14 protein-coding genes, 1 tRNA gene and 2 riboswitches are annotated in these 17034 nt (G+C 46.1%); of the genes, 2 read left to right on the top strand and 13 right to left on the bottom strand.

The features are described from left to right. Positions 1-86: 86 nt before the first annotated feature. The 7 genes from abc-f to A7K50_RS00805 form a co-directional block, all read right to left on the bottom strand. Entirely contained in the window at positions 87-1565 is a 1479-nt protein-coding gene (gene abc-f / locus A7K50_RS00775) for a ribosomal protection-like ABC-F family protein (protein ID WP_119774353.1), read from the bottom strand. Between the two features lie 355 nt (positions 1566-1920). Continuing rightward, positions 1921-2838 (bottom strand): SufD family Fe-S cluster assembly protein, encoded by a 918-nt coding sequence (locus A7K50_RS00780; RefSeq protein ID WP_119774355.1) that lies wholly within the window; start codon positions 2836-2838, stop codon positions 1921-1923. Further along, complete coding sequence (locus tag A7K50_RS00785; RefSeq protein WP_119774356.1) at positions 2822-3580, bottom strand: ATP-binding cassette domain-containing protein; 759 nt, start codon at positions 3578-3580, stop codon at positions 2822-2824. Before A7K50_RS00785 ends, A7K50_RS00780 begins: the two co-directional genes overlap by 17 nt. A gap of 208 nt (positions 3581-3788) precedes the next feature. Continuing rightward, entirely contained in the window at positions 3789-4319 is a 531-nt protein-coding gene (locus tag A7K50_RS00790; protein ID WP_020492931.1) for a DUF2284 domain-containing protein, read from the bottom strand. A gap of 173 nt (positions 4320-4492) precedes the next feature. Then, positions 4493-4569, bottom strand: a tRNA-Val gene (locus A7K50_RS00795). Positions 4570-4631: 62 nt separating this feature from the next. Continuing rightward, positions 4632-5456 carry a DegV family protein gene (locus A7K50_RS00800; RefSeq protein WP_119774357.1) on the bottom strand — a complete coding sequence of 275 codons (825 nt, stop codon included), beginning with the start codon at positions 5454-5456 and terminating at the stop codon, positions 4632-4634. 27 nt (positions 5457-5483) lie between these two features. Beyond that, positions 5484-6113, bottom strand: a complete 630-nt coding sequence (locus A7K50_RS00805; RefSeq protein ID WP_020492929.1) for a site-2 protease family protein — start codon at positions 6111-6113, stop codon at positions 5484-5486. A gap of 188 nt (positions 6114-6301) precedes the next feature. Here A7K50_RS00805 and A7K50_RS00810 point away from each other — a divergent pair, with 188 nt between their 5' ends. Beyond that, positions 6302-6649 carry a cupin domain-containing protein gene (locus A7K50_RS00810; protein WP_119774359.1) on the top strand — a complete coding sequence of 116 codons (348 nt, stop codon included), beginning with the start codon at positions 6302-6304 and terminating at the stop codon, positions 6647-6649. A gap of 105 nt (positions 6650-6754) precedes the next feature. Here A7K50_RS00810 and A7K50_RS00815 read toward each other — a convergent pair whose 3' ends face one another. The 5 genes from A7K50_RS00815 to A7K50_RS00835 form a co-directional block, all read right to left on the bottom strand. Next, on the bottom strand, positions 6755-8707 hold the full coding sequence (locus A7K50_RS00815; protein ID WP_119774361.1) for a carbohydrate-binding domain-containing protein: 1953 nt from the start codon (positions 8705-8707) through the stop codon (positions 6755-6757). Positions 8708-8952: 245 nt separating this feature from the next. Further along, positions 8953-9840, bottom strand: coding sequence for a cation diffusion facilitator family transporter (locus A7K50_RS00820; RefSeq protein WP_119774363.1), 888 nt, complete (start codon positions 9838-9840; stop codon positions 8953-8955). A 173-nt stretch (positions 9841-10013) separates the two neighbouring features. Beyond that, a riboswitch (NiCo riboswitch) is annotated at positions 10014-10112 on the bottom strand. A gap of 85 nt (positions 10113-10197) precedes the next feature. Next, on the bottom strand, positions 10198-10611 hold the full coding sequence (locus tag A7K50_RS00825) for a hypothetical protein (protein ID WP_243103596.1): 414 nt from the start codon (positions 10609-10611) through the stop codon (positions 10198-10200). Next, complete coding sequence (locus A7K50_RS00830; RefSeq protein WP_119774365.1) at positions 10604-11557, bottom strand: phosphodiester glycosidase family protein; 954 nt, start codon at positions 11555-11557, stop codon at positions 10604-10606. Before A7K50_RS00830 ends, A7K50_RS00825 begins: the two co-directional genes overlap by 8 nt. Before the next feature lie 100 nt (positions 11558-11657). Further along, entirely contained in the window at positions 11658-14204 is a 2547-nt protein-coding gene (locus A7K50_RS00835) for a cation-translocating P-type ATPase (RefSeq protein ID WP_119774367.1), read from the bottom strand. 52 nt (positions 14205-14256) lie between these two features. Beyond that, positions 14257-14353: riboswitch (NiCo riboswitch) on the bottom strand. Between the two features lie 216 nt (positions 14354-14569). Between A7K50_RS00835 and A7K50_RS00840 the strand changes: the two genes are divergently transcribed. Then, on the top strand, positions 14570-15070 hold the full coding sequence (locus tag A7K50_RS00840; protein ID WP_119774369.1) for a DUF2127 domain-containing protein: 501 nt from the start codon (positions 14570-14572) through the stop codon (positions 15068-15070). Positions 15071-15084: 14 nt separating this feature from the next. On the opposite strand, the gene A7K50_RS00845 is transcribed toward A7K50_RS00840, so the two are convergent. Beyond that, the gene (locus A7K50_RS00845; protein WP_119774455.1) at positions 15085-16911 is read right to left on the bottom strand and encodes an APC family permease; all 1827 of its coding nucleotides are present in this window, start codon (positions 16909-16911) and stop codon (positions 15085-15087) included. Positions 16912-17034 lie beyond the last annotated feature (123 nt).

Raw genomic sequence — 17034 nt, forward strand, 5'->3', positions numbered from 1 at the left:
TGTAAGTTTATTCTAATAGACCTCAGTTGTCAACAGAAAATCTGCGGTACTTCAGGACCCTGAAAATTTTGTTCGAGGACAACCGATCAAAGCCTGATATATTTTGTTGCTACTGATTGCACAAACGCACTGTCATGCTCCACAAACAGCAGGGTCGGCCGGCATCTTACAATAAGGTCCTCAATCTGCATTCGGGACAGGACGTCAATATAGTTCAGCGGTTCATCCCAGATATACAGATGGGCCTGCTCGCAGAGACTTTTGGCCAGGAGCACCTTTTTCTTCTGCCCTGCGCTGAACATACGCATATCTTTTGCAAACTGAATACCTGAGAAATCGAGCTTGTGCAGAATGGTTAGAAGGCGGCTCTCCTCGATCTGGTGCTCCTCGGCAAAACTGCGCAGACTGCCCTGCAAGTAAGCGGTGTCCTGTGAAATATAGGAGACTTTTAGATTACTTGCAATATTGACCTTGCCGCTGGAGACAAGATCTTCTCCAATCAGCAGCTTAAAAACACTGGACTTGCCGCAGCCATTCCTGCCACTTAAGGCCACCCGCTCTCCTCTCTCTACAGTAAAATGAACATTCTCGCAGACCTTCCTGTCCGAATAATAAATTGCCAGGTCATGTAATTCCACAAGTGTATTTTTCGGGTGTGAAAGGGGTTTCATACTCAGGCTGTCGGCCAGCTCAATATTTTTTAAAAGTTTTTCTTTCGTCTGGATGTTCTTTTGCAGCCGAGTTTCGATCACTTTGGACCGTTTCATCATTTTTGCCGCCTGGTGGCCGATATAGCCTTTATCCGGCTTGATGCCGGAGTTCAGCGTTCCCTTCTTGGTTTTCTCGATTTTATCCGACCAGTCGGCCGTCCGCCTGGCTGCTGCCGATAATTGTTTGATCTCTTTCTGCAGCCTGTCATTCTCCGCTGTTTCAAACGAATCCATTCTCTCTTTATTGACCCACCACGTTGAAAAATTGCCTTTTTGAAGTTCAATATTGGTTTTATTGATGGTCAGGATATGGTCGATACAACCGTCCAGAAAAACCCTGTCATGAGAGACCAGGATGAAGCCGGTTTTCCTGTTCAGATATTTCCCGACAACACGCCTACCCTCTATGTCCAGATGGTTGGTCGGCTCATCAATCAAAAGAAAGTTGTGGGGCTTAATGAACAGTGCCGCAAGCAAAACCTTGGTCTGCTCCCCCTGGCTTAAGGCCGCAAAAGGCAGCTCCAGGACATCCTCTGCAACTTCGAGCAATGACAATTCTTTCTGAAGTTCCCAATGTTCAAAAACATGGCAGATACTTGCCACTACCTCAATGACATTTTGACTGGGATCGGTAACCTGGAAAGGAAAATAATCAAAAGACACGGGGGAGTCAATTGTCCCACGGTACTCGTATTTCCCGCACAGCAGCTGCAAAAAGGTCGTTTTACCGCGCCCGTTCCGGCCAGTGAACCCAAGTTTCCAGTCCGTATCGATCTGAAAAGATACATTTTCAAAGATATTGTCGTAACTGCCGTCATAGCAAAACGTTAAATGGTCGATGTTAATCAACGCCATCGCGATCACCTCACCGTGTAAAAATAATAAGGCTGCAAGAAAGTTTATTCTTGCAGCCTCAAAATATCCTTAAACGCAGTTGATGTGCAGAAAAAATGTCAACATGATGCACATTCCGAATGCTGTCGGTTTAATTTGATTGCTTTAAAGATTGTAACTTTCTTGCTCCGTGGGCGTCACAAGGCAGCAGCACTTGCTGCTTACTCCGTAACGCTCTTTTCACTTCACTTTTAGCAAGAAAGTTTGCGCATCTTCCCATCTCCGATCAAATTTATCTATTAATGAAAAACTCCAAATCGCCCTATTGATAGATCACTAACCCTAATATTATATCAGATAACCCTATCATTCAATACTAGGCCAAAAAACCCTGCAGAATCATATCTTCAGCTTCTTTTTCCGTGAGGCCAAGCGTCATCAGCTTAATCAGCTGATCGTTTGCAATCCTGCCGATCGCCGCCTCATGGATCAGCTGCGCATCCGAATGGAAGGCCGAAATTTCCGGAATAGAAGAAACTTTCGCTTGATCCATAATAATGGAATCACATTGAATATGTCCGCGGCATTGGGCATACCCGCGCATATTCAAATGAAAAACTTGGGTGGAATGATCCTGCGCCACGGAACGGGAAATGATCTGGGCGGCAGCATCTTCGCCTATCAGCTCAACTGTAATATCGGATTCGGCATTCTGGTTGGTGGTAGTCAGCAGTCTTTCCATGACAATCAGACGCGCGTTCTTATGCAGGCGTACTTCCGTATCCCTTTTTGTCTGGTCGACGCCTCTAATCTGAACCATTTCCAGCTCAGCCACGCCGCCCTCTTCGACTTCAATAATCGTCTTCGGATTCAAAATTCTTTCTCCGCTGCCATCGCCTTCGCCATAGTGTTTTTCCACATACTTCATCTTAGCACCCTTGCGGACAAAAAATTCGTGAACGCCGTCATGCTGGGCTTTCTTGCTTCCCGGATTATGAATCCCGCAGCCGGCCACAATCAGAACGTCCGAGTCGGCGCCGATTTCAAATGTATTATAAACGAGGTCATCGATCCCTTCAGACAGAATAACCGGAATATGCACACTTTCTCCTTTGGTTCCGGGTTTCACGATGATATCAATGCCAGGCTTGTCCTGCTTGGTGACAATGTCAATATTGGCGGTCGTGTTCCGTCCTGCTTTCTCGCCATTTTTACGGATATTATAGGCCCCATGAGGTATTTCATGCAAATCGGCGACTTCAGCCAGAATTTTTTTATCAATCGCATTCAACATTGGCTTTTCCTCCTACAATGGTACAGTTGTTTCTACATTCGCAGTTGGAATCCAACAGCTCAATTTCACCCAGAATTTTAGCCTTGGTGGTCACTTCGCTGATTTTCCCGTCGGACACTAAAACAACCTGGTCCGCCAGACGGAGAATCCGTTCCTGGTGGGAGATGATTACAATCGTCGTGTCATATTTTTTATTTAAACTTTGGAACGTCTCGGTCAGCTTCTGGAAGCTCCACAGGTCAATCCCTGCTTCCGGTTCATCAAAAACAGCCACTTTCAGGTTGCGCGCCAAAATACTGGCGATTTCGACTCTCTTTAATTCCCCACCCGAAAAGCTCGCATTAATTTCCCTGTCCAAGTAATCCTGCGCACATAAACCTACATCATAAAGCAAATCGCAGGAATTTACCTTTTTATCTGGACCGGCAGCCAGTTTCAAAATATCGCGGACTTTCATTCCTTTGAAACGGGGCGGTGACTGAAACGCATAGCCGATACCCAGTCGTGCTCTTTCTGTAATTCCCATATCGGTAATATCGGTACCATCTAAAAGTATTTTTCCTGCCGTAGGCTGGTAAATACCCATAATCACTTTGGCGATCGAGGATTTTCCTCCCCCGTTCGGACCTGTCATGACATAAATTTTTCTCTTATCCAGGGTGAGACTGATGTTCTCAAGGATTTCCACATCTGTTCCCTTGTCATCGTCTAACGTCAGGCCGACATTTATCAGTTCCAACATCTCAATACCACCTTTTAAGCATTTTCCAATTTGAAAATTTCAGCAACATCTTCCATAACATCTTCCATCATTATCTTTGATAGATATTTCTCCGGATATTATAGCATCCCAAATAAAATAAAGGAAATCCCAGTATTCTTAAAAATTCTTAATTACATTGTTAACGCCCAAAGAAACCATTGATTGCTATTGAGGGCAAATATCTTCCTTAATGGTTATAGAGCACAAGTGTGAAAAAACCGACTTTTCCCATTCCTGCGTTATACGTCATATTCTGATCCATGGACATCCGGACAACATCAATCCCGCTGCCTTCCATCGAATATTGCTTTTTATCCGGAAAGCGGCAAGGCTCTCCTTCGAGGGCCGAGCATTGCTCGCACAATGTGCAAGGACCTGCGCCCATGATCAGAACATCATCCGCAGTGAGTTCTTTCCGCAGCGCTTTGTTCAGATTATCCAGAATCTCAACCGACTCCTTCATTTCTTTTCTGGAACGGATCGAGATGATCTTGCAGAGAATGAAAGCGTGACCGTATTTCTGGACCCTGGCTTTTCTTTCCTCCTCCGTACCTGCTCCGGGCGGGCAGGCATGGTTCTTTCCAAAATTCCCGCAAGTATTTCTTGCGCACTGATCGAATACATCCCGTGAAAAAACAATGTTATCAACTTTGATTTCTCTGTATTCGTCAAATCCCAATTTAGTGAAGGTTTCGATTAACCGCTCTCTTAGCTCCATGTTCTTTAGCTCCTTTTTTTCTTCATTTCTGGCGAGCAGGAAGCTTGGAACCTTACATATGGAATACTATACAAACTGATCAATTAATTCAAGGGCAAAAAGATTGTTAAAATAATAAATGTAAAAAACTCCAGGTTATTAAGCTGGAGCTTTGGTTTCATTGTATAAAATTTTGGTGGGTTTGATAGGATTCGAACCTACGACCCCCGCGATGTGAACACGGTGCTCTAACCGGCTGAGCTACAAACCCACAAATGGCATGCACATGGTTTATTATAGCGCTATTATCTGGGAAATGCTACCCTAAAAGCTCTAAAAAGCAACGATAATTCCTTTTTTGCCCGCATAGGTCGCAATGGTTGCTCCCATTTGGTTAATGATAATTTTCTTGGGATGATAACGTTTCTGAAGTTCAGCAGCGATCGCTTGGGCATCGGTTAGATTATCAACATGCGTAATCCCGATTATCCGGCCGGTAAGATCCGAACATCTTTCCCCAACCAATTCGATCAGCCTGCTCAGAGACTTGTTTCGTCCGCGGATTTTTTCCAGCATTTCCGCTCTTCCATCCACATTATGCAGTATCGCCTTAATATCAAGGATTTTAGCTAAAGAACCCTGGAACTTACTTAAACGTCCGCCCTTAACAATGTTCTCCACAGTATCTAAAAGGATCAGGAATTTCATTTCGTCCCGCATTTTTGTCAGGCCGCTCAAGACTGCATCAAACGCAAGTCCGGCCTCGCAAAATTCCACGGCCTTCAATACCTGCAGTCCATGCCCGAGAGATCCGGCCAGTGTATCAAATATGGTTACCTCAGCGTTACCAGACAGTTCCCTGCCCAGATTTGCTGAAGCAAAGGAACCGCTTAGATACGAAGATATGGTCAGGCACAAGACCGGACCTTTCCCTGACAGCTCTTGAAAAACCTGCGCGAATTTTGCGGGTGCGGGCTGCGAGGTCTTCGGAAGTTCGGCTGAAGCATACATTTCCTGATAAAAATACTCTGGGGTGATGTCCTCCCCTTCAGTATACTCCTTACCATTGACCCGAATCGCTAACGGAACAACATGGATACAGTGTTTTTCCAGTAAGTCCTTCGGAACATCGGCTGAACTGTCCGTGACAATATGCATCTTTTTCCCCTCCCCTTACGATCTATGTCAGAGTAAAGGACTGATTAGAAACTTGTAGATATGCTCAATCGGTGGCCCGATTACAATATTGATCACATTTGTAATAATCAGAATCAGTAAGATAAACGTGCTCATCTGATAAATCCGGCTGTACAGACTGCTGTCTTTCAGACCGAGCAAACCAAAGACAACATGGGAACCGTCAAGCGGCGGGATTGGCAGAAGGTTAAAAACAAACAAGACAACATTCATCCAGACCGCGTAAAAAAAGATATTTTGCAGGATATATAAAGTATCCCCATCGAGGATGCTCTCCGGAATATAACCGATGGCCCATATCAGGACCACGAAACATACCGCAAGCAACAAGTTCATCACCGGTCCGGCCAGGGATACCAGGATATCATCTCTTTTTCTATTTTTAAAGTTACTGATGTCAACCTGAACAGGCTTAGCCCAGCCAAAATGAGCGACAACCAGCATCAGAAACCCAATAATGTCAATATGAACCAACGGGTTAAGCGACGTCCTGCCCTGCAGTCTGGGCGTATCGTCACCGAACCACACTGCGGTCTGGGCGTGGGCAAATTCATGAAAGGTAAGACCAATAATGATTCCGGGCAACATATAAAGGGTTTGAACAATATCAAAATTCATGCTTTACTTCCTTTCGGGTAACATACTATGTTCTCTTAACTTTTGAGAGGCCGCCATATCAAGGGTAAAATCCTATAATCCTAATAATACATAATTCCGACCGATTTGACAAAGGAATACTTCAGATACAATATAAGATACAGGACGAAGCTTAAGAATATGTGAATAAAGAAAAGGAAGTGATCCTTATGGAAAAACATTTTCTTAAAAACATTGATTTTGGTAAAGTTCTGGATATGGCTTCTTTGGTAGATTACCAGAACGGTCAGGTCGTCAGCAGAACGCTGGCCCAGAGCAAAGCCTTAAGTCTGACACTTTTTGCGTTTGATCTGGGAGAAGAGATCAGCTCCCACTCCTCTGGCGGAGATGCGATGGTCTACATCCTTGATGGCAGCGCCCGGATCACGATCGGATCTCAGGACTATGTGCTGGAAAAAGGCCAGACCATCGTCATGCCTGCAGCTATCCCGCACGCAATATTTGCTGCCGCGAAATTCAAAATGCTACTGATCGTTGTATTCAATATTGACGCATAACAGACTTTGCTTACACAAGAACCCCCTGCAATCGGGAGGTTTCTTGATTCTGATGATCTTCGGTTCAATGTTCTATCTATGCTATCAGCTTATCTGTATACCTTCCTATCGTTTGAAGCCTCTTCCGTCTCCCGGTGCGCCACCGGATCCAGGCTGAGTGCTCCCGGCTCTGCCGCCCATTCCTCCGCTATAGGAACCGACACGCGTAACCTTCTCGGAAATCGCAACCTCTTCGTAGCATGTTCCAGCCGTATAGGTTCCACCTGAATAGAGACCGTTTGCAGAGGTGCCTGTTGAACTTCCCCCATAATAAATCTTGTAGGTTGTGCCTTTGGTTAATTCCGATGAACATACGACCAGATTCCGGAACGTTTTGGTCGGCGCGAAAGTAAGTACTTCTTTTCCATCTGCAGTTTCGATCCTGACGATGGTCCCGGCCTGCTGATCAGACGGCAGGTTAATGTTCAAAGCGTAGAGGGATGAATTCGTATCCGGAGCCTCTGCCATGCCTGCGCTGCCTGCCGCTACCAGGAACCCGCCGGTTACGGTGAATGATCCGGTATAATCCAGAGCACCGTTGCCGTTGTCCGTTGGTCCGTTGACAATGACCTTTCCATCGGTCATGGTGACCGCTCCGTTGATATCAATCCCATCACCGCCTGAGTCAACAACGATGGTACCACCATTGATGCTCATACTGCAGTCACCCGAAGACGCAAAATCATTTTGACCGGGCCGGCCATTCGCCGAGGAAGAATCTGTACCGCCTGCACCGTTGATGCCATCGTCGCTTGACTTGACGTTCATATTCCCGCCATGGATATTGATCACAGCACTTTCAATGCCTTCATAGGATTTCGTAATCGCAATCTCTCCGGCGTCAATATTCAGTGTCGCATCGGAATGCATCCCGTCATCTCCGGCTGTAATATTGATCTTTCCGCCGCTTACCGTTAAACTGCCGTTGGAATGAATCCCGTCGTCCGCCGAGTCAATGCTGATCGTGCCTCCTTCGATCGTGACCACAGAACCAGCCTTGATTCCTTTCATACTGCCGGTGGACATACTGTCATCCTTCGAAGCAGTGTCAGGTGCGGCACCGCCGGGTCTCATCATACCTGAATTTGTGTCTGTATTAATGCTGTTGGCGCTGCCTCCGCCGGACGTAATATCAATCGTTCCGTCTGTGCACCAAATGCTTGTTTCGGCCTGCATCCCGTCTTCACCGGCGGTCATATGGATTGTTCCTGCTTCGATCAGGATAAAGCCTTTAGCAGCATCCGCATCATTAGAAGATTTAAACCCGTCATCTCCTGCACTCACCGTGATACTGCCATCTTTAACGGCGATGAAATCACGGCCAATGATCCCGTTATTCACGGCATCGACGGAAATGTTGCCGCTCACGATTCTAAGTTCATCTTGACTCGTTATGCCATTTTTGAAGTTAGCTTTGACATTCAATGATCCGCTGCCATTAATCGTCAGGTCACTTTTACTGAAGATCACTGCATTCGGTTCCTCTGCCTTAGGATCCGAGTAAGTGTAGGATGAGCCGTCCTTCAGCGTATTTTTCGTGCCGTCTGCCAGGGTAATGACAGTCTTCTCAGATTTTAGCACATAAATAGGCGCACTGGTTGAACAGGTCATATCGACACCATTCAGGATCAGTCTGACGGTTTTGCTGTCCTCGGTGTAGACGATCATCTGAGCGTCGGCAATTGTGCCGCTGACAACATACGTACCTGCAGATAGAATGGTTATAACGTTATCGACAACGCTGACTCCGCTTCCCTCTGTCTTCGCCGAGCCCCCCGAAAAAGTAATATGCGAGGCCTTGGTATCATCCCATTCCGCATTGGTATCTTCATCATTATAATCAACGGATATACGGTTCTCAGTACTGTCCAGGGCGGTACCGGCGCTGTCCGATTCCGCTGTCTTCTGTGAGGAGCAAGCTGTTAAGGTTAAAAGGGATACGCACAATATGGCAATCATGCCAATGAAAATTATTTTTTTCTTGGGAATATTGGGAGTATTGGGGGTCTTTGGGCCCATCAATCTTCATCCTTTCCAGGAATCTTTTTTTGTGATTGTACAACAGGTTTGTGACCATGAGGTGTAGGCAGTGTGACAAAATGATGAAAACATTCAACAAACAACAATTAAAAGCCGGTTCAGATCGAACCGGCCTTATACTAGGTATCCTATACGAATGTCATTCTGTTTCATCTGTCCATTGTCCCAAACAAATTCTCATAACAGATTTATCATGCTGTCTTGCGGCAGTTTTACGTATATTTTTATTTGTCTATCTCTTTATCTTTCTGGTCTTGATAAGGGTCAAGATGGATATTCACACGGGTGTTTTTCAACTTGTCACTCATGTCCTTTTTCAGGATTCCGATAATATCATGCGCTTCTTTGACGGTAACGTTGTGATCGATCGTAATGTGAAAATCGATGTGCTTCATATTTCCTGATTTTCTTGTTTTAAGCTTGTGATAATCTCTGAATTGATGACTGTGCTCAGAAATGATCTTTTCGATCTCAGCTTCTTCTTCATCAGAGAGCTTCGAGTCGAGAAGGAAGTTAAAGGCTGTTTTGCATAAGTGAAACGCTTCTTTGATGATCAGCAACGCTACGATAACCGCGACAACGGAGTCCAGCACCGCAAATCCGGTAAGTTTAATCAGCAGGATTCCAACGCCGACGCCTAACGACGTATAAACATCGGTTTTTAGGTGAAGCGCATCTGCTTCCAGGGCCATCGATTCCTCTTCTTTGCCCACTTGATATAATTTTCTTGATACAACCAAATTGACAAGTGCCGATACAAACATTACCCCGATGGCAACAGCCGCCTGTTCAATCTCGGCAGGTTCAAATATTTTCTTAATAGCTTCAATAATAATCAGTGCCGCTGCTACAAAAATTAGAAGCCCTTCAATAAGTCCGGAAATATTTTCGATCTTTCCATGTCCGTAGGGATGGTCCTTATCCGCCGGCTTCGTTGACTGTCTCACTGAGAAAAAGGCGACAATCGATGCGGCAAGGTCCATACTTGAGTGGATCGCCTCGGAAATAATACTGACGGAACCACTCAAAATGCCTGCTATGATCTTAAATATGATCAGCGCAGTATTCGAAATAATGGATAACAATGCAAACTTGACTCTTCTGTCAGCCACAGCTTTTCTTCCTCCCAAAATCACCTAAAATATCAATTTCATAAAATCCAATCTAATACCTTGTCGACCTAAAATGATAATATCATGGCGAGCAGATTTCTTGAAAGACAAGGCAAATGATTGAGGAACCCCTTCTTATATAAAAAAAACTGCGGAACTATAATTGTTGGAAATATAGTCCCACAGGATTTGTCTCCTGCTGCCAGTATACCGGCCCAGCCTTATACACCTAAATCAATTTCACGTGTATCGGCCTGATCGATGCGCAATATGATAAATCAAAAATTAGTATATTTGAAAACAACCTCTACTGTCAATATCGTTTTGCCTAAAACTTGAGATAGCTCTACCTAAAATTTAAGATAGCTCCCTGCGCTTAAATATCATTGCAATCAAGCACACCAATCCTGCTGCCGCTCCGCCCCAGCCGGCCACTTGGAACAGCAGAACGTAACCGGATGCAGTCCCGGCAATATCGAGTATCCCCTTCAGCAGACTGCCCACGGTTAATACCGCAATGCTGGAATTATAGATATTGTAATACAAACGGTAGTTCCTGCGATCGCTGATCCGGGGAACGATCAGCCCCAGCGTAAAGTAGAATACTGCGCCGCCCAGAAGCGGATACAGAAACATCAGGGTCATTGCCGCCGAACGAACCCCATGACTGAACTGCGCATAGATATTCGCCACGGCAATAGCTACCGCTGTGAGTATCAGATAGACAATCACTGTTTTGCGGATCTGCCGTGACCCTTCCGTACTATTCATTGCCAATATAGACAATATCGCTCACCTCTCTCTGCCGAGAACTCCTGCCATCCGTCGGATGATTGACGATTTCTCCGTTAAAGTACATCGTCGAAGATCCTCCTCCATCCAAATTATACGCAATCGTACAGCCCCTCTCGGCAAACTCCTGCGCAAGCTCCAGTAAGGAAAGTCCTGCGCTCTCTTCCGTCCGGCCGTCAGAGACAATTACGATATAATGCAGACCGGAGACCTGAGCGATCGCGGTCCTCGGATTGCTGTTTTTGGACTGGGATACCTCACTGGTACTGTCCACCACGATTTCTCCATTTTTGATCAGGGCCGGTCCAAATGAAAGCACCTGCCAGGGATTTGTCAGGCAATCGGCACTGACCGCATTTTCATTAATAATTGAGAAATCTCCGTGGTCGTCAATCACCAGGGCTTCATCGTTTCCGGCCTGACGGGCCGTATCCCTGTACAAGACGCCATTGCGTAAAACATAACCGTTATTTCTGAATCCATAGTAGTCGCCATTGACCGCGAAGATTGCCTGATGTTCTTCGGCCATATCCGAGGTTGTTTCCTTGAGATTGCGCCCAAAGCTGTTTTCGGCCAGCGCCGTTTTCAGGTAAGACGCATCGCTGAGCCGGATATCGGCGACATAAAAGGTGGTGTCATACGCCTGCACCGTATCAATCGTTATTTTGATATTTTTATCCTGATAAGAATGATCGGTAACCGCAGCTTCAGTCTCTGACCCGAACTCGGACGGATCCTCCGCTGCACTTTGCTGCTCAGAGGCTGTATTTTGCTGTTCGGCAGTTTCGGCAGCCTCACGCTGCTTGACTTCGGTCACGTTCTTTGGAATTACAAAGGTGTCCAGCAGAACAAAAACAAAAGAAAATGTCAGTAAAACAGCAAAGACGGCTGCCCAACGGTAGGGCTTGGATAGGAATTTTTTCATGTTGCCAATGAACACTCCTGTCTTCTGTCATCGATTTCTGTTTTATATTAAATGACCCATGTGACAGTTTGATGAACGATCGATGAGCATTCATTGAATATTATGTTCTTTTCCAGCGCTTAAACCCTTTGACAACCTCATACCAGCCGACAGATACGACGGCCAAAGCAGCGGCCAGGATAAGCTGTTTCCAGGACAACGGCGCGAGCTTCAATAAATGATTCAGCGGTGTATAGATAATAAGAAGCAATCCTGCTAGGGTTCCAATATTTACCATCCACATGACCTTATCTCTGATCAATTTCGCAAAAGACCGAAAAGCAGAATCCGTATTGGAGCTGTTCACCTGAACCAACACGAGATTTGCCAGCAAAATAATCGCTAGTGCCATAGTCCTGGCCAGAGAAGCCTGATCAGGATGGTTGTTTAACATAGTGAAATAGGTGCCGAATGATGCCCCAAAGATCACGAGACCCTGTAGGACACTTTTGGTCAGTATTTTTGCAGTGAGCAGCTTTTCGTCGGGACTGCGCGGAGGCTGATCCATGATATCCCGTTCGGCCGGCTGCCGCTCCAGCACAATGGAACAGGTGGGGTCAATGACAACTTCAAGCAGTACCACGTGCAGCGGCAGCAGCAAAAGACTCGCCGGACTGATTCCCAGGAAGGGTGCAAGTAAAGAGGCAAATGCGATCGGGATATGAATCGTGAAAACATAGCCCACGGCTTTTCTGATGTTATCATAGATTCTTCGGCCATCCTTAATGGTATCAACAATGGTTGAAAAATTGTCATCCAGCAGGACCAGATCGGCAGCCTCACGAGAAACCTCAGAACCGCGCTTGCCCATCGCAATCCCAATATCGGCATATTTCAAGGCTGGCGCATCATTGACGCCGTCTCCGGTCATCGCGACAATCTCGCCGTTATCTTTAAAAGCTTTGACGATTCTCATTTTGTGTTCCGGAATTACCCTGGAAAAGATACTGACATCCTTGACTTTCTGACGCAGTTCTTCCTCGCTCATTTGATTCAGCTCATCGCCGGTGATAATCTTATCGCAGTTCGGCATGTTAATCTGCCTGGCAATCGTGCTTGCCGTAATCCCGTTATCTCCGGTGATCATAACGACCCGAACCCCGGCTTTGTTGCAGATTTGAATATCCTGCTTAACAGATTCCCGCGGCGGGTCGGCAAGACCGATCATGCCACAAAGCTGCAGCCGGCATTCCGGCAGGGTGTCCGGGACTTCCTCTTTGCCGGCCAGTACCATTTGGCCAACAGCAATCACCCGCAGGCCCTGCTGCGACATTTCTCTGATTTTGTGCTCGGCAACTTTTCTCTCCTGATCCGTCAGACTGCATACGTCCAGAATACGTTCAGGCGAGCCTTTGGCTGCGACCACAAGCTCATTTTCATTTTGCCAGACGTGTCCCATCATCTTGGTCTGATCCGTGAACGCATATTCTTTGATCAGCTCTCCGCCAAAAAGGAGCTCTCTGCCAATCCCTTGCGCTTCACAGTAAGCAATCATAGCCTTCTCCATCGGGTCATAGGCATCCGGCTCGCAGCCCATGCCCATAATCCGGATCAACCTTTCGCCGTCGTCGTTCAGACTCCAGGTATCCCGAACCGTCATTTTGTTCATGGTAATGGTACCTGTTTTATCGACGCAAAGAACGGATACAGCCCCGAGCGTTTCTACGGACGACAATCTTCTGACCAGTGACTGCTTTTTGGCCAGTCGCCAGGCACCCATCGATAGAAACACGGTCAAAATAACAGGAAACTCCTCCGGGATCATGGCCATGGCCAGGGTGATCCCAGACAAAATGCTTTCAATGACCCGTTCACTGCCAACATGGTCCGGCAGATTGAAATAGGTTACGACTCCGACCAGCGCGAATAAAACTGCGGCAATTGCCGCGCACAGCTTGACCAGTTTTCCGGTTTGTTTTTCCAGCGGGGTCGGACGGTCAGGCGCGGCGGCTATTTCCTGCCCGATTTTTCCGTATTCGGTAGCCGGGCCGATTTGATCGACCCTGATCGCTCCGGTGCCCTGGGTAACCAGCGTCCCGGCGTAGCAATAGTCCCGTCGCCAGTATTCTTTGCTGTCGGGGGACAATTCCCCATCGGCAGCCTTATCTCCGTAGACAACTTTCCAGACACCTGCCGATTCGCCGGTTAGCGAGGATTCATCGACACATAGTGTACTCGCTTTTAAAACCGTGCCATCCGCCGGCACTTTGACGCCTTCAGCAATAAACATGATGTCGCCGGGCACCAGGTCCGAACTGTTGATGATCTGCATCATCCCATCGCGCAGTACGGAAATCTTCGGTGTGGATAAATCCTTCAAAGCCCTAAGTGTTTGGTCGGTTTTCCATTCCTGGATGACTTCTATGCTGATAATCCCGACAACAAAAACAAGCATGATGGCGCCGTCCCGGGGTTCTCCGAGGATAAAATAGATCACAGCTGCAATGAGCAGCAGCAAAAACATGGGTTCACTGATCACCTGCAGGATCTTGTGCAGAAAGCTTTCTTTTTTTTCAGGTACCAGCTCATTCTTCCCGAACCTTTCCTGAAGCTGTCTGGCTTCGGAACTTGAAAGTCCCTGCAGTTCCCTGATCTGTTGTTCTGTCATACAGATGCCTCCATTATTTTCTTGAAGGATATAAAAATACCTGTAGAACATTTACTGTCCCACAGGTATTGTATATCATCACCTGCTGCCCATCGGGCCCAGCCCCATGAACTTGTGTCCAAGTTCATCGCCTGCTCAGTTTGTACTGTAGATTGATATGCAGTGCAAAGAGATAGTTGAATTTTACCATATTGTTTTTTTTTAAGCAATGTTTTATGCAAATTTTATTTAGACGATTTTATTTAGATGTTTTAAGGCATCCGCTTTTTTTAATGAATAATTAATTGAATTTTAGTGGACATTTAATAAATATCTTATACGATTAAAAGGGACCTATTTTTTAATATTACGCAAAGGATATAAAGATGACAACACCTAAGACAAATAAACAGAAAGATATTTTCCATATCGGCTTCAAAATCGGTTTGCTGATGAAAGGCATTGACGGTCTGCTGGAAATCATCGGCAGTATCTTGCTGCTGTTTCTGACGCCGGACCGGTACAACTGGCTGATACGCCTCTTGACGCAGCATGAATTATCCGAAGACCCGCAAGACTTGTTTGCCAATTACCTGATCCATTCCAGCCCCAACTTTTCCTTCAGCACGCAGCATTTTGTGGTATTCTACCTGCTGTCCCACGGGATCATCAAATGCATTCTCGTACTTCTGTTATGGCGCCAAAAGTTGTGGGCTTACCCTTTGGCCATTTTGTCCTTAATCTTGTTTGTCGTTTACCAGCTTTACCGCTATACGTTCACACATTCCGCATTTCTGATTCTGCTTACGATCTTCGATGTGCTCATGATTTTCCTGACTTACAAAGAATCGAAACAAGTAAGATCAAGGCTATGTGATTCTGTCTGATCGGTTATTTAGCTTTATTTTTGTAAATGGTACGGTATCGTCGCCACGCACACATTTCTCCGATATAACAAATGTGTGCGAATTAGTAAGCTCGACTGGTTATGCAGAATATGGTGCCATCCTTTTTTCGGAATAAATTCCGGGATCAGAACCATGATCTGATAATTCTGATCGGTTGCTTTGTGTTCGATCATATCGATAAATTTGGTCAGCGGGTGGATAATGCTCCGGTGTAGAGAATTCAACGTTACCAAACGGACGTCGGGATTCCATTTCTCCCACTTTTCCTCGAGTTTTTTCTCTTCTTCCTTATCAAAGCAAACACTTACCGCAATGATCTGGTTTGCCGACAGCGATTTCGCATAGTTTAACGCATTTTCCACCACGCGCGTGATACTTGCGACAGGAATAATGATAATATTTCCTTTAATCGGTACTGTTGGCTCAGCCGCCGATACCCGAAGCTGCTCTGCGACGTCCATATAATGCTTGTGGATTCTATGGAAGAGCAGAATAATCAACGGCAGGAAGATCAAAATCGGCCAAACCTGCGTGAACTTGGTTAACAGGAACATCATGACAACGACGAAGCTGATCAGCGCCCCGAGCGAATTAATAATCAGCTTTGGCATCCAGCCTTTCGGCTTTTCACGGAACCATTTCACGATCATTCCGGTCTGGGCCAGGGTGAACGGAATAAACACGCCAATCGCGTAAAGCGGAATCAGGCGCTCCGTTCGTCCTTTAAAAGCCACAATTAAAACAATCGATAAAAAGCCGAGGATAAGGATTCCATTGGAGAATCCAAGACGGTCTCCGCGGATCGTGAACATCCTTGGAATAAATTTATCTTTGGCAAGATTCACAGCCAGCAAAGGGAAAGCCGAGTATCCGGTATTTGCGGCCAGAATCAAAATCAACGCGGTTGTGCCCTGAATAAAGTAGTAGATAAAATTACGTCCGAATATTCCTTCAGCCATTTGGGAAACAACCGTTTCCTGTGGGTTCGGGGCTATTCCATAATAAAAGGCCAGAAACACAATCCCAAAAAACAATATCGCGAGCAAACTACCCATCGCCATCAATGTTTTGGCCGCATTATTCGGAGCGGGCTCTTTAAAATTCGGGATCGCGTTAGAAATAGCTTCAACGCCAGTCAAAGCCGAACAGCCGGAGGCAAAGGCCTTGAGCAGAATAAACAAGCTTATCCCTGCGACAGGTGTGCCGACAGCCGCATGCAGTTCGGCCGGTACCTGACCGGTTAAGACATTGTACAGACCGACACCAATTAAAATAAACAGGGCCGTCACAAACAAATAGACAGGATAGGCCAGGATAGAAGCGGATTCTCTTATCCCGCGCAGATTAAGGACCGTAATTAAGAGAACAAAAAACACAGCGATACCTACCGTATGGGCATGCAAGGCCGGGAAAGCTGAGGTAAGTGCATCGGTTCCTGCAGACACACTAACCGCTACAGTCAGAATGTAGTCAACCAGCAGGGAGCCTCCGGCGATTAAGCCTGAATTCATGCCGAGGTTGTTCTTTGATACGACATATGCTCCGCCGCCTTGCGGATAAGCAAAAATGATTTGCCGGTACGACAGGATTAAAGCGATTAAGAGAACCAAAACGCCGATCGCGATCGGAACAGAATACCAGAATGCTGCCGCTCCGACCGTAAAGAGAACGATCAGGATTTGTTCCGGGCCGTACGCTACCGAGGATAAAGCGTCGGAAGAAAGAATCGCAAGGGCTTTCTTCTTGTTCAGCTTCTGTTCGCCGAGCTCCGTTGATTTTAAGGGACGCCCGATTAAGAAGCGTTTAAGGGCAGATGCCATGAAATGTTTCACCATCCAATTAAAATAGTTGCGTTCTTTGCCATCCATGGCCGTAGGCAGCCTTCGCTGCACTTAGATATATTATGAAGTATTTATACTTCATGATATACCAAAAAAGGTTAA

The organism is Dehalobacter sp. MCB1 (assembly GCF_003590275.1).
GTDB lineage: Bacteria > Bacillota > Desulfitobacteriia > Desulfitobacteriales > Syntrophobotulaceae > Dehalobacter.

Coding starts and splice junctions, on each gene's coding strand:
- abc-f (WP_119774353.1), bottom strand. CDS start 1,565: ATGGCGTTGATTAACATCGACCATTTAACGTTTTGCTATGACGGCAGT.
- A7K50_RS00780 (WP_119774355.1), bottom strand. CDS start 2,838: ATGTTGAATGCGATTGATAAAAAAATTCTGGCTGAAGTCGCCGATTTG.
- A7K50_RS00785 (WP_119774356.1), bottom strand. CDS start 3,580: ATGTTGGAACTGATAAATGTCGGCCTGACGTTAGACGATGACAAGGGA.
- A7K50_RS00790 (WP_020492931.1), bottom strand. CDS start 4,319: ATGGAGCTAAGAGAGCGGTTAATCGAAACCTTCACTAAATTGGGATTT.
- A7K50_RS00800 (WP_119774357.1), bottom strand. CDS start 5,456: ATGCATATTGTCACGGACAGTTCAGCCGATGTTCCGAAGGACTTACTG.
- A7K50_RS00805 (WP_020492929.1), bottom strand. CDS start 6,113: ATGAATTTTGATATTGTTCAAACCCTTTATATGTTGCCCGGAATCATT.
- A7K50_RS00810 (WP_119774359.1), top strand. CDS start 6,302: ATGGAAAAACATTTTCTTAAAAACATTGATTTTGGTAAAGTTCTGGAT.
- A7K50_RS00815 (WP_119774361.1), bottom strand. CDS start 8,707: ATGGGCCCAAAGACCCCCAATACTCCCAATATTCCCAAGAAAAAAATA.
- A7K50_RS00825 (WP_243103596.1), bottom strand. CDS start 10,611: ATGAATAGTACGGAAGGGTCACGGCAGATCCGCAAAACAGTGATTGTC.
- A7K50_RS00830 (WP_119774365.1), bottom strand. CDS start 11,557: ATGAAAAAATTCCTATCCAAGCCCTACCGTTGGGCAGCCGTCTTTGCT.
- A7K50_RS00835 (WP_119774367.1), bottom strand. CDS start 14,204: ATGACAGAACAACAGATCAGGGAACTGCAGGGACTTTCAAGTTCCGAA.
- A7K50_RS00840 (WP_119774369.1), top strand. CDS start 14,570: ATGACAACACCTAAGACAAATAAACAGAAAGATATTTTCCATATCGGC.
- A7K50_RS00845 (WP_119774455.1), bottom strand. CDS start 16,911: ATGGCATCTGCCCTTAAACGCTTCTTAATCGGGCGTCCCTTAAAATCA.